Annotated in this window: 17 protein-coding genes; 8 read left to right on the top strand and 9 right to left on the bottom strand. The window is 68.9% G+C overall.

Annotated features, from left to right (window positions below):
- Positions 1-40: 40 nt before the first annotated feature.
- Complete coding sequence (locus AB0D74_RS24800) at positions 41-244, bottom strand: cold-shock protein (RefSeq protein ID WP_003992177.1); 204 nt, start codon at positions 242-244, stop codon at positions 41-43.
- A gap of 317 nt (positions 245-561) precedes the next feature.
- Between AB0D74_RS24800 and AB0D74_RS24795 the strand changes: the two genes are divergently transcribed.
- Together AB0D74_RS24795 and AB0D74_RS24790 are read left to right on the top strand one after the other, a co-directional pair.
- Entirely contained in the window at positions 562-1,413 is an 852-nt protein-coding gene (locus tag AB0D74_RS24795) for a menaquinone biosynthesis protein (protein ID WP_362590890.1), read from the top strand.
- 107 nt (positions 1,414-1,520) lie between these two features.
- A complete protein-coding gene (locus AB0D74_RS24790; protein WP_362590887.1) occupies positions 1,521-3,236 on the top strand; it encodes a serine/threonine-protein kinase in 1,716 nt (571 codons plus the stop codon).
- Between the two features lie 61 nt (positions 3,237-3,297).
- On the opposite strand, the gene AB0D74_RS24785 is transcribed toward AB0D74_RS24790, so the two are convergent.
- Positions 3,298-7,875 carry an FtsK/SpoIIIE domain-containing protein gene (locus AB0D74_RS24785; protein ID WP_362590884.1) on the bottom strand — a complete coding sequence of 1,526 codons (4,578 nt, stop codon included), beginning with the start codon at positions 7,873-7,875 and terminating at the stop codon, positions 3,298-3,300.
- A 241-nt stretch (positions 7,876-8,116) separates the two neighbouring features.
- Here AB0D74_RS24785 and AB0D74_RS24780 point away from each other — a divergent pair, with 241 nt between their 5' ends.
- The 6 genes from AB0D74_RS24780 (at position 8,117) to AB0D74_RS24755 (ending at position 12,949) form a co-directional block, all read left to right on the top strand.
- Complete coding sequence (locus AB0D74_RS24780) at positions 8,117-8,419, top strand: WXG100 family type VII secretion target (RefSeq protein WP_093499785.1); 303 nt, start codon at positions 8,117-8,119, stop codon at positions 8,417-8,419.
- A 150-nt stretch (positions 8,420-8,569) separates the two neighbouring features.
- Complete coding sequence (locus tag AB0D74_RS24775; protein ID WP_362590880.1) at positions 8,570-8,893, top strand: hypothetical protein; 324 nt, start codon at positions 8,570-8,572, stop codon at positions 8,891-8,893.
- Positions 8,890-10,410 carry a putative T7SS-secreted protein gene (locus AB0D74_RS24770; RefSeq protein ID WP_362590877.1) on the top strand — a complete coding sequence of 507 codons (1,521 nt, stop codon included), beginning with the start codon at positions 8,890-8,892 and terminating at the stop codon, positions 10,408-10,410. The genes AB0D74_RS24775 and AB0D74_RS24770 overlap by 4 nt, the downstream gene beginning before the upstream one ends.
- Before the next feature lie 238 nt (positions 10,411-10,648).
- Positions 10,649-11,752 (top strand): hypothetical protein, encoded by a 1,104-nt coding sequence (locus AB0D74_RS24765; RefSeq protein WP_362590874.1) that lies wholly within the window; start codon positions 10,649-10,651, stop codon positions 11,750-11,752.
- Complete coding sequence (locus tag AB0D74_RS24760; protein WP_362590871.1) at positions 11,749-12,366, top strand: hypothetical protein; 618 nt, start codon at positions 11,749-11,751, stop codon at positions 12,364-12,366. Before AB0D74_RS24765 ends, AB0D74_RS24760 begins: the two co-directional genes overlap by 4 nt.
- Positions 12,359-12,949, top strand: a complete 591-nt coding sequence (locus AB0D74_RS24755; protein WP_362590868.1) for a hypothetical protein — start codon at positions 12,359-12,361, stop codon at positions 12,947-12,949. Before AB0D74_RS24760 ends, AB0D74_RS24755 begins: the two co-directional genes overlap by 8 nt.
- Positions 12,950-13,031: 82 nt before the next feature.
- Here the strand turns inward: AB0D74_RS24755 and AB0D74_RS24750 are convergent, their stop codons facing one another.
- The 7 genes from AB0D74_RS24750 to AB0D74_RS24720 all read right to left on the bottom strand — a co-directional run bounded on the left by AB0D74_RS24750 (position 13,032) and on the right by AB0D74_RS24720 (position 19,550).
- Positions 13,032-14,117 (bottom strand): hypothetical protein, encoded by a 1,086-nt coding sequence (locus AB0D74_RS24750; protein WP_362590865.1) that lies wholly within the window; start codon positions 14,115-14,117, stop codon positions 13,032-13,034.
- Positions 14,108-14,785 (bottom strand): hypothetical protein, encoded by a 678-nt coding sequence (locus AB0D74_RS24745; protein ID WP_362590862.1) that lies wholly within the window; start codon positions 14,783-14,785, stop codon positions 14,108-14,110. The genes AB0D74_RS24750 and AB0D74_RS24745 overlap by 10 nt, the downstream gene beginning before the upstream one ends.
- A 358-nt stretch (positions 14,786-15,143) precedes the next feature.
- Positions 15,144-15,647 (bottom strand): hypothetical protein, encoded by a 504-nt coding sequence (locus AB0D74_RS24740; protein ID WP_362590859.1) that lies wholly within the window; start codon positions 15,645-15,647, stop codon positions 15,144-15,146.
- Positions 15,648-15,914: 267 nt separating this feature from the next.
- A complete protein-coding gene (locus tag AB0D74_RS24735) occupies positions 15,915-16,826 on the bottom strand; it encodes a hypothetical protein (RefSeq protein ID WP_362590856.1) in 912 nt (303 codons plus the stop codon).
- Positions 16,827-16,936: 110 nt separating this feature from the next.
- Positions 16,937-18,190: an enoyl-CoA hydratase/isomerase family protein gene (locus tag AB0D74_RS24730; protein WP_362590853.1), complete on the bottom strand. Its 1,254-nt coding sequence runs from the start codon at positions 18,188-18,190 to the stop codon at positions 16,937-16,939.
- 1 nt (position 18,191) lies between these two features.
- A complete protein-coding gene (locus AB0D74_RS24725; protein WP_362590850.1) occupies positions 18,192-18,494 on the bottom strand; it encodes a hypothetical protein in 303 nt (100 codons plus the stop codon).
- Positions 18,495-18,554: 60 nt separating this feature from the next.
- Positions 18,555-19,550, bottom strand: coding sequence for a hypothetical protein (locus AB0D74_RS24720; RefSeq protein WP_362590847.1), 996 nt, complete (start codon positions 19,548-19,550; stop codon positions 18,555-18,557).
- Positions 19,551-19,574: the final 24 nt, after the last annotated feature.

Raw genomic sequence — 19,574 nt, 5'->3', positions numbered from 1 at the left:
TACTGCACTCAGTCTGCGATCAGACTTGATTTGTCTGGGATCAGACGGGGGTGACGTTCTCCGCCTGCGGACCCTTCGGGCCCTGCGTGACGTCGAAGCTCACCTGCTGGTTCTCCTCCAGGGAGCGGAACCCGCTGGCGTTGATCGCGGAGTAGTGGACGAAGACGTCGGGGCCGCCGCCTTCCTGGGCGATGAAACCAAAGCCCTTTTCGGCGTTGAACCACTTCACGGTTCCGGTAGCCATAAGCCCTCCTTGGGCCCAAAGGGTCGCCCTGCTCCAGAACCTGCAAGTGTGAAAACAAACTAAGTGCCGCACAACTGCATATGTCTGAAAACTACAAGAGCCCGCGGTTACATGCTCCGCAGGCTCTGTACTGCAAGGGAAACCAAACTGCAACTTGCGGCGAGCCTAGCATGTAGGCAGCCGAAAGCAACAGAGGCCAAGATCACGTCACCCGGACGTTTGAATGGCCCCGAGGGTGGGTTGACCGGAGGGGCGGTCGGGACACCTGAGGTGGGGGCGGTCTCAGCACGCTACCCCATGGGGTCTAGTCTCGCGATGTGGACAATTCTCGCACCCGGCCGCGCGTCGGCCACATCCAGTTCCTGAACTGCCTGCCCCTCTACTGGGGGCTCGCGAGAACCGGCACCCTCCTCGACTTCGAGCTGACCAAGGACACCCCTGAGAAGCTCAGCGAGCAGCTGGTGCGCGGCGACCTCGACATCGGGCCCATCACCCTCGTCGAGTTCCTGCGCAACGCCGACGACCTGGTCGCCTTCCCGGACATCGCCGTCGGCTGCGACGGCCCGGTGATGTCCTGCGTGATCGTCTCGCAGGTCCCTCTGGACCAGCTGGACGGCCGCCGGGTCGCCCTCGGCTCCACCTCGCGCACCTCGGTCCGCCTCGCCCAGCTGCTGCTCGCCGACCGTTACGGCGTCCAGCCCGAGTACTACACCTGCCCGCCCGACCTCAGCCTGATGATGCAGGAGGCGGACGCGGCGGTGCTCATCGGCGACGCGGCCCTGCGCGCCAACCTGCTGGACGGCCCCCGCTACGGCCTGGAGGTCCACGACCTCGGCGCGCTCTGGAAGGAGTGGACGGGTCTGCCGTTCGTCTTCGCGGTGTGGGCGGCACGCCGGGACTACCTGGAGCGCGAACCGCACATCACCCGCGAGGTGCACGGCGCCTTCCTCGACTCCCGCAACCTCTCCCTGGAGGAGGTCGCCAAGGTCGCCGAACAGGCCGCCCGCTGGGAGGCGTTCGACGAGGCGACCCTCGCCCAGTACTTCACCACCCTCGACTTCAGCTTCGGCGCACCCCAGCTGGCCGCGGTGGCCGAGTTCGCCCGCCGCGTGGGCCCGACAACCGGCTTCGCACCGGACGTGAAGGTCGACCTGCTGAGCGCCCCGTAGGGGCGCGGGGAACTGCGCGACCAGCCCCCACCGGGCCCGCAGCAAAACAACCACCCGACCCGCGGAGCGAATAGGCTGCTGCCGAACTCTCTGGGGGGTGAGGGCGCATGCAGCCGCTCGCGGGTGACGAACCCACGGCCGTCGGCCCGTACCGGCTGCTCGGCCGGCTCGGCTCCGGCGGCATGGGCCGCGTCTATCTCGGCCGTTCGGCCGGAGGCCGCTCCGTCGCCGTCAAGATCGTGCACCCGCACTTCGCCCTGGACGAGGAGTTCCGCGCCCGTTTCCGCCGCGAGGTGCAGGCCGCGCGGCGGGTCGGCGGCGCCTGGACCGCCTCCGTCCTGGACGCCGACCCGGACGCCCCCGTGCCCTGGGTCGCCACGGCCTACGCGGCCGGTCCCTCCCTGACGGCCGCCGTGACCGACGGCGGCCCGCTGCCCGCGCACACCGTACGGGCGCTCGGCGCGGGACTCGCCGAGGCGCTGACCGCGGTGCACGAACTCGGGCTCGTGCACCGGGACGTGAAGCCGTCGAACGTGCTCCTGACCCTCGACGGGCCGCTCCTCATCGACTTCGGCATCGCCCGTGCCACGGACGGCACGGCGTCGCTGACGTCGTCGGGGGTGTCGATCGGCTCGCCCGGATACATGTCCCCGGAGCAGATCCTCGGCAAGGGCGCCACGGGCGCCGCGGACGTCTTCTCCCTCGGCGCGGTGCTGGCGTACGCGGCGAACGGGGCGCCGCCGTTCCCCGGGGACTCCTCGGCCGCCCTGCTCTACAAGGTCGTCCACGAGGAGCCCGAACTCGGCTCGCTGAGCGGTGAGCTGCGGGAGGTGGCCGAGGCCTGCCTCGCGAAGGAGCCGGGGCTGCGGCCGGGCCCGGCGGAGGTGGCCCGGCGGCTGGCGCCGGAGGGGGCCGCGCGGCTGGTGACGGGCGGGTGGCTGCCGGGGGCGCTGGTGGAGCGGGTGAGCCGGAGCGCGGTGGAGGTGCTGAACCTGGAGGCGGCGGAGGCGGTGCCGGCCGCCGTACCTGCGCCCGTACCTGCGCCCGTGCCGGTGTCCGGGCCGGTGGAGTTCAGCACCCCGTCCGTGGTCGGGGAGTTCGGCCCGCCGCCGACGGTGCCGCCCGCGGTCGTACCGGAGCCGCGGGATGCCGCGCCCGCGTCGGAGGGGATGCCCGAGACCCTCGGGATGCCCGGGAAGCCCGGCAAGGTGTCCGTGAGCGTCGCGGCGACCGCCGTACCGGGTGCGGACGGCCGCGGGCGGCGGGTGAGCTGCACGGTCGCGCTCGCGGTGGCCGCCGCGCTGGCGGTGGTCACCGTCGGGGTGGGGTTCCTGGTGCAGCCGTTCCTCGGGGCGGGCGGGGGGTCGGACAGTGACGCGGGGGCCACCGCCAAGTCGCCCTCGACATCGGCATCGACGTCGGCATCGCCCTCGAAGTCGGCGTCGGCGTCGTCCGCGGCCGGCGGCGGGGAGATCCCGGCGGCCTACCTCGGCACCTGGGAGGGCTCGGCGACCGCCCTGTCCGGCAACCTGCCCATCGGCACCTTCCGGGTCACCGTCGAACAGGTTGCGGTGGGCCAGGAGTTGGGCCGCCTGCGGCAGACGGACCAGCTGGGCGGGGTCTGCACGGACATCCTCACGCTGAGATCGGTGACGGCGGCCCGGCTCGTCGCCTCCTCCACCGGCGCCAAGGGCAACCACGACGGCTGCGACCCCGCCACGAACACCGTCTACCTGACCCCGAGCCACGGCGACCTCGTCTACACGTCGAACAGCTCGGCGGAGGGAAACCCGGTCGCGGTGATGTCGAAGACGGGGGACTGAGAACCCCGGGGGTCCCCCCGGCCCGGCGGCGGTCCCGCGACCGCCCCGGGACCGGCTTCGGCTACTGCGGGGTCGTCACCGTGACGTGCTCCCCGGTGCCCAGGTGGAGCATGCCCTTGCCGGGCTGGATCGGGCCGCCCACCATGGCGCGGGTGGTACGGATGCCGATCAGCTCGCCGGAGCCGGACTCCTGCGGGGAGAGCAGGATGCCCCGGCGGGCCTTCTTGGCGTCGACCTGCCAGCCGGAGAAGCCGTCGCAGATCTCGTCCTCGTCACCGGCGATGACGACGGCGAGGCCTTCCTCGGTGCCGCGCTCCACGATCCGCTTGAAGACACCCTCGGCGTCGCAGTCGTCCAGCACCTCGGCGTCGTCGACGAGCACGACGACCGGCTCGGCCGGGGACGCCGACGACAGCACCTCCGTCAGCTCGTCCTCGTCCACGTCCCGACCGGTGAAGACCTTCAATACGCCTTCCTGACCGTCCAGTTCGCGCAGCGGGGACTGCCGGGGCGCGGCGACGACGATCCGTACGCCGTTGGCGAGGTAGGAGCGGGCGAAGCCCAACAGGGTCGTGGAGCGGCCGGACTTGGCGGGGCCGCCGATCACGAAGGCGGGGACGCCCTGCGCCAGGTCCGGTCCGAAGGCGGTGAGTTCGTCGCCGCCGACGCCCACCAGGGCCCACAGCGGGGTGGCAGCCGCGGCGGGGGAGCGCATCGCCCAGGCGTCCTCGAAGGAGATCCGGCCGGGCAGCACGTCCACCCGGAACGGGCGCCGGGAGCGTTCCACCCGGGCGTCGCGGGCCTCGGCCGCCTCGCCGATCGCGACGATCGCCGCGTTCTGGCCCTGTCCCGTGGTGTCCGCGGAGAGCAGCGCGAACTGCGTCTCGGCCGCCGATTCGCTGCGGAAGGCGCGGCCGGGCGGGATCTCCTCGGGAACCTTGCGGGAGTTGATGTCCAGCATCGAGAAGTCGGCGCGGTCGGCGAGCCGCAGACCGTACTTGTCCTCGGTGAGGGAGGAGATCCGGCCGGCCAGGATCTGCCGGTCGCCGGTGAGGACGAGATGGATGCCGACGCTCGCGCCCTCCCGCATCATCACCATGATCTGGTCGGTGAGGTCACCGTGGTTCAGCTCGCCGAGGGTGGGCAGCCAGCCCTCCCAGCGGTCCAGCAGCAGCACGATGTGCGGCAGCCGCTCCGCCTCCGGCACGGCGGCCCGCTGCTCCCCGATGTCCGCGAACCCGCGGTCCGCGAGCAGCTCCTGACGGCGGCTCAGCTCGCCGGAGAGGCGGGCCATGAGCCGTTCCACCCGCTCGGTCTGGTTGCGGCCGACGACCGCGCCGCAGTGCGGCAGCCGGGTCAGCGCGTTCAGCGCGCCGTTGCCGCAGTCGATGCCGTAAAGGTGCACGTCGGCACAGGAGTTGGTGCGGGCCAGCGAACCGGCGATGGTGCGCAGCACCTGCGAGCGCCCGGTGCGCGGGGCACCCGCGATGATGAGGTGCCCGAAGGTCGCGAAGTCGACGGCGACCGCGCGGCGGGCCTGGTCGGCCGGCAGGTCCTCGACACCGTACGCGGCGGCGGGCAGCGAACCCTGCGCCTGCACGGCCGGCACGTCGTCGAGCAGCAGCATGTCGTCGAGGGCCGGCAGCCACGGCGAGTGCTGGGCCGGGATCCGCAGCGCGGTGTTGGCCTCGCGGACGGCGTCGACGAGCACCTTCAGGTCGGTGATCTCGTCGTCCTCCTTCGCCTCGGACTTCGGCTTGCGCAGCGCGGCCCGCCCGAGGTCCTGCCAGGACAGCGCCCCGGCCCAGGGCGCGAGGGTGGCCGGGTCCGCGGCGCCGGGCCGCCGTCCGCCGACCCGCCCCGACTGGAACGGCACCAGCGAGGCGTGCCCGAGCCGGACGTACGCCCGTCCCGGCGTGCTCTTCGCGATGTGCCCGGCGTCCGGCGCGTCGATGACGTCGGTCGACTCACCGGCGTCGGTGACGCGCAGCGCGATCCGGAGGTTGGTGTTGGCGCGGATCTCGGGCGACACGACACCGGAGGGCCGCTGGGTGGCGAGGAGGAGGTGGATGCCGAGGGACCGCCCGCGCTGGGCGATGTTCACGAGTCCGGTGACGAAGTCGGGCAGATCACGCACCATCGACGCGAACTCGTCGATGACGATGAGGAGTCGGGGCACCGGGGAGCGCGAGGGGTCTCTCCTGACGAGGTCCTGGTAGTCCTCGATGTCCTTGGCGTCGGCGGCGGCGAGGATGTGCTCGCGCCGCTTGAGCTCCGCTCCCAGCGACTCCAGGGCCCGTTCCACGAGGTGGGCGTCGAGGTCGGTGACCATGCCCACGGTGTGCGGCAGCTGCACGCAGTCCTTGAACGCCGAGCCGCCCTTGTAGTCGACGAGCACGAAGGTCATGTTCTCGGGGGTGTTGGCGACGGCGAGCGCGGCCACGATGGTCTGGAGCAGCTCGGACTTGCCGGAACCGGTGGTACCGGCGATGAGCCCGTGCGGCCCGTCGCGCCGCAGGTCGATGCCGAACGGGCCGTCGTACGACTCCCCGATGACCGCCATCGTCGACTGCCCGCCCATCTGCCAGCGCGCGGCGACCGCGTCCCGCGTGGGCGGCTCCAGCTGGAGCACGTCGAGCAGCCGGCTGGCGGCGGGCAGGGCGGAGTCCTCGCTCTCGCCGCTGATGTCGCGGAGCGGGGAGAGCGAGCGGGCGAGCCGCGCGCACCAGGCGGCGGAGACGAAGTCGGGCCGTACGCCCAGCTTGCGCAGCGCCCCGCTCTGCTCCACGCGCAGCCGCAACTCCAGGTCCTGCGGCGCCTGTTCCTCGCCGCCGTTGCCGCTCTGCGGATGCCAGGCCTGGAAGGACGGGAACCCGCCGACCGCCTGCTGGGCCACGGGCGCCGCCTGCGCGGTCTCCTTGGCGGCCCGCGGTTCGGCGACCACGACCCCCTGGCACTCCCCGGGCAGGAACCGCTCCTCCTCGTCGAGGCAGAGGGAGCGGATGGCGACCCCCGGCCCCTCCTTCAGCAGCCGTACGACACCGGGCATGGAGCGAAGCCGCCGCGACCCGTCCCACACCACCACGATGTCGGGATCGGAGAACGCCGGCCCGTCCGTCTTGCTCCGCCCGCCCTTCTGCAGGGCCTTCTGCCGGCCGTCGAGGAGCTGGGTGAGCTCGCCGACGCGGGCGCCGACGGTCTCGGAGTCGGTGCCGATGAGGACGTTCACGTCCTGTCCGCCGCCGGGCCGGGAGTGCGGCAACCACCGCACCCAGTCCCAGCGTTCACCGGCGGCGTTGTCCGTGAGGACGTAGAACTGCACGTCCATCGGGCTGTGCAGGACAGCGGTCTGGGCGACGGCCCAACGCCCCAGCGCATGCGCCGAGTCGCCCGGCCCGGCGACCCCGATCACCCCGAGGTCGCGCAGCGAGAGCCCGACCGGGGCGTCCTCGATGTACCAGCGGACCTTGCGCTTGTGCTCGTCCTGCTCGGGGTCGTCGAGCTCGACCTCGGAGGGCACGCGCCCGGTGCCGAACCGGATCAGCAGGTGGTCGGCGTCGGTTCGCCGCCGCTCCCACAGCCGCGTCCGCGGCCCGGTGCCGTACGTCAGCACGGCCGCCGGATCCGGCACCGCGGCCCGCCGCTCGGACCGCTCCGCGACGAGCGCCTCCTGCGCCTCCTCCTCGATCCGCGCCTTGTGCTCCTTGTACTCCTTGAGCTGCTTGGCGTGGGACTTCCGGCCGTGCTTCTTGTCCATGTAGTAGTTGCCGAAGAGCATGAGGGGGCTCATCAGCGCCATGATCAGGTAGTACCAGCGCCCGAACATCATCACGGAGACGACGGCACCGACGAGCGGCAGCAGCGCCATCAGCCAGGGCAGCGGCCGGGCCTCGTAGTCGCTGAGCGGGTTGGGCAGCGAGAAGTGCGTCTGCCGGTCGGCGGGGCGCAGCCGCGGGGGCCGGTTGTAGTCGAGCCCGGCACCGTCGTCGGACCACTTGAGGGCGGCGTTGGGCGGGGTGTACCCGGTGATTTCGAGCAGTGTGTTGCCGAGCGCGAGCTGGGCGCCGAGCGGCCAGTCCCCGCCGCTCTCCACCCCCTCCCCGTCCAACTTCGCCCCGTCGGTATGTATCTGCACTTTGCAGGTGCCGTCGATGGCGATGGTGAGGGTGGCGGCGCGGGCGGGCAGCTCGGGGTCCTCGACGCGGAGGTGGGAGGCGGGCCCGGTACCGATGTCGTACCGCCCGACCCCGAGCCGGTGCACGGCACCGGCGGCCGGACCGCCCGCGACCCGGAACTCCACCACACCGGTGGGCTCACCGAGCAGACACCCGGCGGGATCGTGCAGACTGACGACGACGCCGTCCCGCAGCGGCGAGCCGACGACGGTGGCGGCGGGGTCGAGGGCGTACCCGTCGACGTAGGCGAGCGGCCCGGAGACCTGGACGGGCGCGGCTTGTTGCCGGTGCGCGCCGATCGGGATGACCCGGGCGCCGCCCTCACCGGGGTCGGGATACCCCGGTCCGACCTGCCGGGCCAGCTCCCGCGCGACGTCTCCGACGGTGGACTCGGGATCCGCGTCGAGCACCACGTCGGCGGTGGCGCCGCCGACCGGATCGACGACGGTCAGACTCAGGCGCACGTTCCGTCCCCCAACACACCTAGAGCACCCAACACAGTGGAAGTGACCATAGCCGCCCGCTCTTTCCCGGGTGCAACGGGATGTGGACGGTTCACGATTCCGCCGCACAAGGCCCGTGCGGTCGCACGCGTCACCCCCGTAGGATCTTTGCTCGTGCGGACGGCCATGCCATGGCCAAGGATCCGCGCGAACGGTGCCACGGGGGAAGGCCCTGAGGCCACACGAACGGGAGGGAGCCGTCATGGCCGGCAAAGACACGGATCTCACATATGCCGAGATGGAGAAGGTCGCAGGCGACCTGATCAAGGACATGCACGAGCTTGAGGACAAGATCAAGAACGTCGAGAAGCGCGTCTCCGCCCTGGTGGAGAACGGCTTCACCACCCAGAAGGCCTCGGGAGCGTACGACGACTCCATGAAGGACTTCACCAAGGGCGCGACGAAGACGATCCAGGGCCTCCACGGCCTGTCCGACTTCCTGAAGAAGGCCAAGGAAGCGTACGAGCAGCTGGACGACTCGCTGGCGAAGCAGGCCAAGGGTTAGTCACCGGGTCGACCCGGCATGTGATGAGTCACGTCGGTGCGATGGAGTGGTCGGCCATCGCACCGACGGGCTTTGTGCGAACGTTCCACAAGCTTTCTCAGCCTTTCTCAGCCTTTCCCGGCTTTTCTCGACGGGGCAACGGGGGTAGTTGTGTCGGATCAGACGGCTGATCTCTCACGCATCAAGGAGAGCGCCCGCTCGCTTTCCAGGATCCACAAGGAGTTCGCCGAGAACGCGAACCCCGCGAAGGGGTTGGGGGTGCCCGTCTTCGGCGAAAAGGGGCTGGTCGACGTCTTCGACGACTTCGGCGACAACTGGCGGGTCCACCGCGGGCGTCTGCTGGACGAGTTGGAGAGGCTCTCGAAGATCCTCACAGCGGCGGCGAAGGGCTACGAGGACATCGACCACCAACTCGCCGACGCCCTGCGCGGCACGGACGCCAAGCCGGCCGGGCCCGCGGGAGGGGCGAAGTGACGCGGCCCCGGGCCGACGAGTGGGCGGTGATCGGGGAACCGGCCGACCCGGTGCCCGGCGACCCGGACGAAGTCGCCGCACTCGGCAGGGAACTGCGGAAGACCGCCGAGTCCATCAAGAAGCAGGCCGCCGAGATCAAGGCACTGTCCTCGGTCGAGGCGTGGAAGAGCAAAGCGGCGGACGAGTTCCGGCAGCAGGCGGAAGAGGCCGGGGGGAAGCTGCGCAAGGCCTTCCAGCGCTACGACGCGGCGGCCGACGCGCTGGGGGAGCGGGTCCTCGACGGCTCGTCCTCCACCGAGTACGCCTCCGAGCTCCACCGCGCCCAGATCATGGCCGACAAGGCGCTCCGCGACGCCCGGACCGCCGACGACGAGCACCGCGCGAGCGGCGGCGCCCTCGACAAGCTGCCCAAGGACACCCCCGACGACGATCCCGGCCGCAAGAAGCTGGAGAAACGCCAGGAGGCCGCCGGTTCGGCACTGGAGCGGGCGAAGCGGGACCTGGAGGCGGCGAAGGACGTCCGCGACGCGGCGGCGAAACGCGCCCGCGACGCGATCCGGCACGCCATCGACCATGACGGTCTCAAGGACAGCGGCTGGGACAAGTTCAAGGGGTGGGTGCACGATCACGCGGGGACGCTGAACTGGTGGCTCGACGTACTCGGCTGGGTCGCCACCATCTGCGGCACCCTGGCGTTGTTCGTGGGGTGGATCCCCATCGTCGGCCAGGCCCTGGCGGGCCTGCTCGGGTCGATTGCCCTGGCGGCCACGCTTCTCTCCCTGATCGGACACCTGATGCTGGCGCTCGCCGGCGAGGGCAGTTGGTTCGATGTCGCACTGGACGTCGTCGGCCTTGCCACCATGGGCATCGGCCGGGGCGCCATCGCGGGTGCCAAGGGAGCGATGCAGGGTGCGAAAGTGGTGGCCCGTACGACGGCCTTCCGGGAAGCCATGGAAGGGGTGACGGCGAAGGCCGGCAGCGCTGCCTTCAAGAGGGCTGAGACTCAGGCATGGAAGCTCGCCAACCGGCTCAGCGGTGGCGCACCGCGCGGAAAGGTGGGTGCGCAGGCTCTGGCCGGCGCACCCAAGGGCTGGTTCCCCGGCATGGCACGCGTCAAGGAGGCGTTCAGCCCCGAGGCGATCTACCAGGAGACCAAGGAGGGCTTCAAGGGCATCACCGAGTTCAACTCGACCAACGTGAGGAGCTTGTTCAACCGCGGTACGTGGGCGGACGTCTCGTTCAGGCCCGGCGACAGCGGCTTGGACACACTGAGCCAGGAGATCAACAAGATCGCACCGGAGATCCGTGAGGTCGACAAGGTAAAGGCCGCCATGGACGTATTCAAGACACAGACCCGCATCTGGCAGGGTACGACGGCCGTGGCATCCTTCATCGACGGTGCGGACAAGGGAGAGCTGACCCAATATGTAGGCGATCTCTTCGGCACCGACGCGTTGGACGACGGACTGTGGGCGGCCACCGGCATCAAGGACGCTTGGACAACGAGTGATGGCTAGTAGATTCGTCTCCGGAACCGAAACCCCGGAACCGGCCTTGCGGCCGAGGATGAGACCCTTCTACGCGGCGGACGTCGTGCGTCACGCGAGGGTGTACCGGCGCGGAAGCGAGCTGATCCTGCGTGATCGCAGGAAACGCGAGCGTCACTTTCCCGTCGGGGAAAGCGGCATTACGCGCGCACGGTATGTCCCTCCGCCCGGGAGCGGGAAGAACGTCCCGTCTGCGGAGCGATGGGGCGTGGTCGACTTCCTCACGGCGGACGGCAGTCCTGTACTGCGGGTTCCCCTGGCGGAATGGCTTCCTGAGGCAGGACGGGTCGGCCTTCTGGAACTGACCCCGAGGAAATGCCTGGAGCGTACGGGTCTCCCGGCGCTCGTCGCGGATCTTGGTGTCCTTCTCGAGGGGGGCGAGGGCGACGCGTCGACGGGACAAACCGAGGCCGACCGGGAATCCGGGGCACGGCCGGACATCGCGAGGTACGCGGATCTCGCCCTCTGGCACAGCTGGGTCCGGGGTCTCGGCACGCTGGTCTGGTTCGTGTTTTTCCTCGTGCTGCCCATGCTGGGACACGGCAACCGGTGGACCATGCTGATTGCGACGACTGGCCTGTTTCTGGTGCCCGGCGCCGACCTGGTTCTGCGAATCTTCCAGAGAACACGCACGCACGGTGACGCACTGCTCGCCGGGGCGGACGTGATCGTGCCCTCCCCCGAGTCCGGAGCCGGTGCCACGCGCCGCTTTCTCGACACGGCGGTACTTCACGTCCTCCCCGAAGACTTGGTGCTCACCGACACCGTGGGTGCGGAACGATGGCTCCCGCTGCGGAGAAACCACGGCGTGACGCGCCTCGTCCGCCTGGTGGAACCGTCGTCCGGTGCTGTGCTCGGCGTGGAGTTCAGGGACGGGCAGAACGCGGCACGGGCACTGCTGCCGTGGCGATGGTGGTTTGCCGGGCCCGCGGGGCCCGAGAACTGGTCCCGCTTCGTCAAAGCATCGGGTCTGCCCGTCTCCGACGAGAAGGTACGGCACAGCCGGGACGCGGACGGGTGGTGGAAGAACCACACGATGGCCGCCGACGCACGATGGTTGGCCCCGGTCGACCCCAAGAGGGCGCGCGAGAAGACAAGCTGGCACTCGTCAGTGCTCGGAGGCGGGGAAGCGATCGTGGTACCGATCCTCAGTCTGATCCCGTTGCTGGGCCTTGGCTCCGATCAGCCGGTGGCGCGGGTGGCCGGTGTACTGGCGGCCCTCACCATCCTCGCGGAACTCGTACCAGTCGTCGCGCATCGTCTGACGAGCCGCCTCCGGCTCGATCGCCGAGCTGAAGGCGAGGCGGCATGACTACCACGCCGACGCCACCTTCCGATTACCAACTCATGCTGCCCAGCGGCTGGTTTCGCGTCTCGCTCGAACCGGAGCGCCGCGAGCGGTCCGTCGACGCCCTGGTGAAGAGGCAGTTCAGCGGTGCGGACGACGTGCCACACCTGCGTCAACTGCTGCGCAAGGAAATGCTGGAACGTGCGACCGATGCTTACGACGCCGGTGGCATCGAGCTCTATCTCAGCCTGCAGAGGGCAGCCACGCTGACGATTCCCGCCTCGTTGCTGATCACTCTGTTGCCTCCGAGCTCCGGCGGCGCCCCCTCCTTGAGCGAACTGGCTACCGGCCTCGGCGGTGACGGCCGCACCGCGTCACTTGTCGAGCTTGCAGCCGGCACTGCCCTCCGACTCCGCCGGGATCCACAGGCGGCCCCGGTGGCGCCGCCGACAACCGAGGAGGACTATGCGCTGCCATCGGTCACGCTGGACTACCAACTCCCGGTTCCGGGAGCAGCGGCGCACCTGCTGCTGACCTTCTCCACTCCACTCCTCCAGATCGCCGACGCCATGGTCGAGCTCTTCGACGCGGTGGCTGGTTCGCTCACCTGGCTGGACGGTGACCCCATCCATGAGTGACATCCAGATGTGCGGCATCGTCTGTCCGACGGACTGGGTACCGCTCCCACTCGACCCGTCGGACGACGTGAAGAGGTGGGCAAAGAGCACCGCGGCGGAACTCTGCGAGCGAAGCAGCGCCGCGGGGTACGAATTGGACGGCAGGGCCCTGCGAAAGGACCTGCGGAACTGGGCCGAGGACAGCCGCAGTCGTGCTCCGCTGTACGGCTTCGCCTTCTACCCCGACGGGTTCGACACCGCCTTGGCCCTTCTGGAAGTCGAGGTCATTCGGACCGACGACACGGTCCCGAGGTTCTCACTCGACTGGCTGGCGGACACCTTCACCGCACATGACTTCGGCCCTCCGCAGATCTCACACCCCAAGGTGCCGATCGGCCCCGCCGTCCGCCTTCGCCAGAACTTCGCCGCGGACGGTATGCCCCGCGGTGGTCCAGGAGCGCTGATCCAGACCGTCACGTACGGAGTCCTTCCGGAGGGAACCGACGACGCCCTCGTTCTTCTCGTTTCCTGGACCGTGCCGGGCCTCGACGACATCATGGAGGATGCTGCGGACAGCATTGCCAGGACGCTGACCGTGTCCTAAGCGCTGCTGAACCGACTGGAGGCCCCGCAGCGAGCGTTCTGCAGAACCGGCAGAAAGAACCACTGGGGCCGCATACGTCCGATCAGCGAACGACGGCCTGGATTTCCTGGACGGTGATGTCCTGCGTGGTGCCGAAGGTGCCGTCGGGCAGGTCGTCTCCCGTGTTGCCGGTACCCGTCCAGGAGATCTTCCAGGTGATCGTCGCCCGAAGCTTGAAGACGCCGTCGCCGGAGGAGTGCAGGTACCGGATGCCGCAGGGCGGCGTCTTGCCCGCGTCGCCCGTGACGTAGGGCTTGCCGATGGAGCCGTCGGTGTTGAAGACGCACTCGCCGGAGGCGGGGAAGGTCTCGGCGTCAGCGGTGCCGGGTTCGAGCTTGAGGGCGACGGGCTTCGCGGTGGTCGTGGCCCGGATGTTGAAACCGGGGACATCGATGGCTGCCGTGGCCTGCACCTCGTCGAAGACGGCCTTGTCGAGCCAGGCCCAGGTCGGCAGGTTCACCTTGGTGGTGGCCTCGGGCGCGAGGGACACCTTGCTGTCGGGCAACTGCATGCGCTGGTACGCGAGGGCAGCGAGGATCTCCGGGCTGAGGGCCTCTTCGTACCGGGCCGGCGGGGTGTCGCCGTTCTCGACCCAGAACGGGAGGTCGTTACACGAACTCCGCTTGAGTACGTCGGGTTCGTCGGGATTCTCGACCGCGGCCCAGAACATCCCGTCGCCGTCCTTGTCGACGTTGTAGTCCTTGTAGCCGGGAGTGTCCGTCCAGCCGTACTCGTCCTCGTAGTGCCGCTGCATCTCACCGATCGCCGCGCCCGCGGTACCGCCCATACCGGGCGTGCTCTTGGCGTTCTCGATCTCCCCGGACATCTTCTTCTTGAAGTCCTTGGCACCGAGGTACGGGGCGTACCAGCACGGTGGTGGAGTCCAGTTGACGTCCGAAGACGTCACGTTTCCGGTGCTGCCGTCCTTGGTGACGGAGCCGGAGTACTGGATTTTGGCGGCGGCGTAGATGCCGTTCGAGTCCCCGCCGCCCGACTGCTCCGTGTCGGCGCCCTTGTCCTTCCCCGTCGGCCCTGCCGCATAGGCCGGTTCCGTGAGGAGGGCAATGCCGAGAGCGAGAGTCAGTGCTCCGGTGCCGAGCAGGACGCGGCGCGATCCGCTCACTGGCACTTCGCCGCCTTGGTCTGGACGTACACCTTGGACGCCTGCCACAGGTCGTCCGCCGTGGGGAACTTGGCCATGACGATCTTGAAGTAGTCGAAGTCCGCGAGACTGGGCTTGGTCTTCAGGACCTTCCCGGTCTTGATCTCCTTGCCATAGAACTTGGTTGAGTCCACGCAGAACGCCACCTCTACGGCTTGGCCGTTTGTGGTGGACCGGGTGCTGACGTCGTAGTGGCGCTCCGTGCCGGTCGCCGTCCAACCACCCTTGATCCAGTCGTTGATCTGCACCTGCGCGTAGTGGAGCCCGTCACCTGTGGCGTAGGTGGTCACTGCCGCGTCCTTGGTCGTGCGCTTGTCGATGCCCCGGTAGATGGCCCGGAGGAAGTTCGCGGCATCCTCCATCGCGGCAGCCTCGTTCTGGTCCTTCGGCTTGTCCCAGTCGAAGATCATGGTCAGGTCCATGTCCTTGGGCAGCGACACGTCCACGCCGTCCGGCTTGTCCGCCGCCGGCGCTCCCGAAGCTGATGCCGAAGCCGTCGGAGTCTTCGTCCCCTGGTCGGCCCCGGCGATCTTGCCGTTTTCGCTGGCCTTGTCGTCCCCGCTGCCGCAGGCGGTCAACAGCAGCGCTGCGGTTGCCGCGAGCGCGGCAGCGGCGGGCAAAGTACGGCGCTTCACAGTGAACTCCCCGTGAGACAAAAGTCCGTTCAAGAGGTCTGACGGTATCGGGGAGGTTCTCGGTTTCGCCAGCGCGAAGTTCGCTGTGAATGGTGATAATCCTGGGCGCATGGGGTGCTCGGAGGTGTGAGCTGTGTCCTGATCGTGCCTGAAGGGATGACGATCTCGGAGGCGTTCGTGCGCTTCTTCTGGAGCGTCGCGCGGTGTGAGTGCCGTTCGCTATCGCGTTGCCTGCGATCGCGAGCGGGTGTTCGATGGGTGTGCCGATGCGCACCCACTTCCCTTGGCGTCCACGCGTGGCCCTTGCGGAGGAGCGGGGCGCTCAGCCGGACAGGCCGGATCGTGCCCTGCCGGGCCGCTACGGCTCCGTACTCTCGGTGTCTTCGGCGAAGGGATCGGTGAAGGACACCGTCTTGAGAACGGCACCCATCAGGTCGACGAAGCGGGCCCAGTGATCCACGGATGCCGTGAACAGAGTGAATACAGCGGTGAAGGGGCCGGTGGGAAAGGGCACATGGACCTGGATCTGTGCGGTGACGAGGTCGGTGGCCTCGCCGCTCTCGGTCAGGTCCGGGCCGAGCGGAAACTGGCGCCAGGTGATACAGGAGACCGCCGGACCACACGGCAGGTCGAGCCGTTCGACGTCGTCGTACGGATCCCTGGACAAGGTCGCGAGAATCCCCTGAGCCACCGTGTCGGTATCGGTGTCGACCTGGTCGGTGGGTACCGCGGCCAGGGTGAAAGCACACTGCGCGGCACCCTCGGTGAGGTCGTGTCGGGCCGGGGTCCCGTCCGGAGACTCGGATTCCGCGACAGTGGAGAAGAGGCCCATCGCGGCGTAGGAGACGCCGGTGTCCGCCATGAGCTCGGCTATCGCGGTGAAGTACGGGGCAGCCGGTTCCCACACGCTGTCGTCACCGCGGGAGTAGAGCTCGCGCACGAACGAGTGGGCACGCGCCGCCCGTTCCTCCGGACTGGCCGCGAGAGGGAGCGCGAAGAATCCCTCGGGAGCCAGGAACCAGATCGGCGGAGGTTCTGCGGGGGTGGACTGCGGGACGGGTGGCGTCGTCACTTCATGGGATGGGGTCATGGGGTTGGGAGCCGTTCCAGGAGTGGTCAGGTGCGGGTTTCAGAGGTCCTCTGGGTGATATTCGTCGACGCCGACCTCCCGGCCTTCGGAGTCCATGAGGAAGCTCACCTCCGAAGCTCCGAAGGCACTGGTGAACCGACTCGGCAGCAGGATGTCCACCCCGTAGTGGCCGCAGGTATTGCGGCTGACGATGGGTGATGCCGAACTCGGCATACCGGATTTTGTCGCGAATTCCGAGACGGCCGCCCGCTGCTGCGGACCGAGAGAATCCAGGAGGACCAACTCCGGTGCGTCCACGAGGTATCGCGTCAGCTTTCTCCGCCAGTTACAGGTGAGCCTGCACCACGAGCCGTCCGCGAACGTGACGGTGAAATCGTCACCGTCCTTGAAGTCCTTGAGTTCTACCCGGTTGATGTCGCTTCGTGGACACTCCCAGAGAACCTCGTCGTCGATCGCCTGCAGGTTCTTCTTGTCGAAGGGGAGCTGCACGATGACCAGTCTGCGGTCGGTCACGACCGCATGGGTGCGATGGTGCTTCTGGTCGAAGCGGCTGGGGTCCAGCTGCCAGGGCAGGGTGCGGGCGATGCCGCCTGGGCCTGCCCATACGACCGGGAAGTCCTCGACCTCGTTCGACGCATCCTCCGGGGTGTCGGAGCCACCCGAGCGGGACGGGGTGGCGACGTTTCCACCAGCAGAACTGAGAAAAGCCATGACGCCCGCGCTCACGGCCATCGCGGCTCCCTTGACGGACTTCCGGGCCGCTACGTCGCCTGCCGAACGAGGTGTGAAAGAGGGCCCCTCGGGCCAGCCCGTCAGCTCGTGCTGGATGTCGCCGCGGTGGGTGTCACGGAACCAGCGCATGCCTTTGACCCGTGCCGCTGCTCCCGTCGCGAACGTCACGGGGGCACGGGAGAGGAGCGTCTCTCCGGGATCGGGCTGCCAGATGTTCATTTCCCCAAGCACTTCCTCTGCGATGACCGGCCGTTTTCATGTCCGTGATGCACTCTGCCACTCCGCCAGGACGAGACCGTAGAACTGCGGACTCGTCGGTTGGCCGTCGGCTAGTCGTCGTCGGACACGGCGTCCTTGATGTGCGCCCCGGCCTTGGGCGCGATCTTGAGGCTGCCGTCGATGGCTCTGCCGAGGCCGCTCGCGGGATCCACGCTGAATTTGGTGAACGTGTTGATGCCTTTGGAACCGAGCCATTGCCCCTGGTGGTAGCCGGCACTGACAAGGCCACCCATGCGTGACTGCAGACCGCTGGTCGCGTGCGACACCTCGTAGACGAAGTCGGACGAGCCGCCGATCTTCACGATCCCGGCCTTGCCGATTCCGCCGGAGACGTCCTTCGACCCCTTCCCGAAGGCCATCAGAACGCGTGAGGTGCCGAGTTCGGTGGCCTCGAATCCCTTCCCCAGCAGGCCGGTCTTGGCCACCGCCGCGGCTCTGGCTGCTCGGGCGGTTCCACCGACCACCTTGACGCCCTTGCCGAACATGCCGATGCCCGGCATCAGCCCCAGGGCATCGGTACCGAGAGTCATCCAGCTCACGTCGGCTCCGGCGGCCATGGCAATGCCGTGGGCCGCCAGGGCGAGTCCGCTGCCGATGAGCGCGGCTGCACCGAAGACGGCGGCGAGAGGCGGGAAGGGGAGCGTGACGATGGCCAGCATTCCCAGGACCGCGGTGACGTCACTGAGCACGTCGCCGATCATCTTGATCAGGTCGGCGTGGTCCTTGATCCAGTCGCCGGTGGCGTCCCAGGCGTTCTCGATGCCCTTGCCGAGTTTGTCCCAGAAGCCGGGCTCGTCGGGTGCGATGTCGCCGGCCTTGTCCAGTTCCTTGCTGATCTGGCGGGCGGCTGCCCGGTAGTCCGCCTCCAGTTCGTGGACCTTCTGGATGACCCCGTCCACCGCGCTGGACGCCTTGCCGAGTTCCATGCTGCCGTCGCTGCCGGCCTTGGCCTGGGCGTCGGCCTTGGCGTCGAGTTTTTCCCCGGCGCTCTTCTCCAGCCGGTCCGCCCGGTCCTGGAAGTCCTGGAGGTCGCCTGCCCAGCGGTGCAGGGCCCGCGAGGCCTTGTCGAAGGACTCGTGGCTCTTGCGGATGAGCGGGGTGACGTCCTGGCCGACGTAGTCGCTGAAAGCGATCGCGGTCCTGCCCTTCCAGGCACCGGTCTCGATGCGCTCCAGCTCTCCGAGCGCTGTGCCCAGTTCGCCGGCCAGCTTGCCGAGCTGCTTGGCCAGGTCGCGGGTGTCCTCCACGCTGCCCGGCGTGGGGTCCCAGCCTATGTGGGGGAAGGCAGGCCGTTGCCCAGCCACGTCACTTGCCCTTCTGCTTCGGGGCCTTGAGGGACTCGGCCAGGTCCAGGTCGAGCTTGCCGAAGGTCTCCCCGATCTTGTTGATCATCTTCACGGCGCCCTGGGTGTGTTTGCCGAGCTGCTTGATGCCGTAGCCCCAGTCGTCGGCGAAGTCCTGTACGTCTTCGATGAGTTGCTTCTCGCCTACGGCCGAGGCGTCCGCGCTGCGGAGCGTGCGGCGGGTGGTCTCCATGCGGTCGCTGATGGACGAGAAGGTCTTCTTCAGGTCCTGGAAGATCGTGTCTTCGAGGCGCAGGTCACTCATGTCGGATTCCGTCTCCTGGGGCGGCCCGGAGCCGGTGCCCCGTGGGCCGCCCGTGTCTCATCAGCGGTTGACCGCCTGGATTTCCTTCACGGTCACGTTCTGCTCGTAGGTGGACAGGCCGTCGGGCAGGCCCGGCTGCCGTGCGGGCCCGTCCGGGTCGGCCGAGTCCGTCCACGTCACCTTCCAGGTGATCGACGCCTTGAAGGGGTAGGTGCCGGTCCCGGACGAGTGGAGGTAGGTGACGTTGCAGGCCGCGTCCTTGCTGTCGACCGTGTAGCCGTTGTCGCCCTTCACCAGGTCGTACGTGCAGGTCTGCGGATCGGCGTCCGACGTGCCCGCGTCGACCCTCAGGGCCACGGGAGTCGCGACGGTCGTCGCGGCCATCTCGACGCCCTTGTAGTCGATGTCGGCCGTTGTCCACACCCGGTCGAAGTCGCCGTCCAGCTTCACGCGCGTGCCGAGGTTCACCTTGAGCCGGTCCGGGGTCGGGCTCAGGACCACGGGCGGCTTCGGCAACCTCGTCGAGTTGTACGCGAGTTCGGAGAGGATCTCCGGGGTCAGTTGGTCGGGGTCCGCCTTCGGCTGGGCGGGCGGGACCCAGATCTCCCAGTTGGCAGGGGTCACGGGACAGGCGTCGGTGTAGTCGTCGTTGCGGAACTGCACCTGCCACCACAAACCCTCGTCGCCCTTGTGGTAGTCCTCGTCGGCACGCTTCTTCGCGTAGCTCGCGGCCGGTTCCCGGGCGCCCTTGTACGAGGAGTCGATGAAGTCCTCGTACTCGTCCGGCGTGTACATCGGCTCGTACCAGCAGACGGGGGGCTTCCAGTCGGCGTTCGAGGATGTGGCCTTCGACGTGGAAGCGGCTGAGCCGGTCGTCTTCCGGTTGATGCGGATGTGGGCGCCGATGGAGCCGGCGCCCGAGTCGGCGCCGGAATCCGGACCGGAACCGGTGCCGGTGCCGGAGCCTGCGGGCGGTTGATCAGTCCGGGTGCCGCCGCCCTTGCCGTCGACCTGACCGTCCCCCGCGTAGGCGGGAGACAGCGTCCCGACGGACACAACGAGAGTCGCCGCAACGAGCGT

The organism is Streptomyces sp. NPDC048278, from assembly GCF_040652195.1.
In the GTDB taxonomy this organism is placed as follows: Bacteria; Actinomycetota; Actinomycetes; order Streptomycetales; family Streptomycetaceae; genus Streptomyces.
This window is presented reverse-complemented; position numbering and strand designations above follow the sequence as displayed.

Excerpts from the sequence above, each read along its gene's own strand:
- AB0D74_RS24800 (WP_003992177.1), bottom strand. The coding sequence starts at position 244 with ATGGCTACCGGAACCGTGAAGTGGTTCAACGCCGAAAAGGGCTTTGGT.
- AB0D74_RS24790 (WP_362590887.1), top strand. The coding sequence starts at position 1,521 with ATGCAGCCGCTCGCGGGTGACGAACCCACGGCCGTCGGCCCGTACCGG.
- AB0D74_RS24780 (WP_093499785.1), top strand. The coding sequence starts at position 8,117 with ATGGCCGGCAAAGACACGGATCTCACATATGCCGAGATGGAGAAGGTC.
- AB0D74_RS24760 (WP_362590871.1), top strand. The coding sequence starts at position 11,749 with ATGACTACCACGCCGACGCCACCTTCCGATTACCAACTCATGCTGCCC.
- AB0D74_RS24755 (WP_362590868.1), top strand. The coding sequence starts at position 12,359 with ATGAGTGACATCCAGATGTGCGGCATCGTCTGTCCGACGGACTGGGTA.
- AB0D74_RS24740 (WP_362590859.1), bottom strand. The coding sequence starts at position 15,647 with ATGGCGGACACCGGCGTCTCCTACGCCGCGATGGGCCTCTTCTCCACT.
- AB0D74_RS24735 (WP_362590856.1), bottom strand. The coding sequence starts at position 16,826 with ATGAACATCTGGCAGCCCGATCCCGGAGAGACGCTCCTCTCCCGTGCC.
- AB0D74_RS24725 (WP_362590850.1), bottom strand. The coding sequence starts at position 18,494 with ATGAGTGACCTGCGCCTCGAAGACACGATCTTCCAGGACCTGAAGAAG.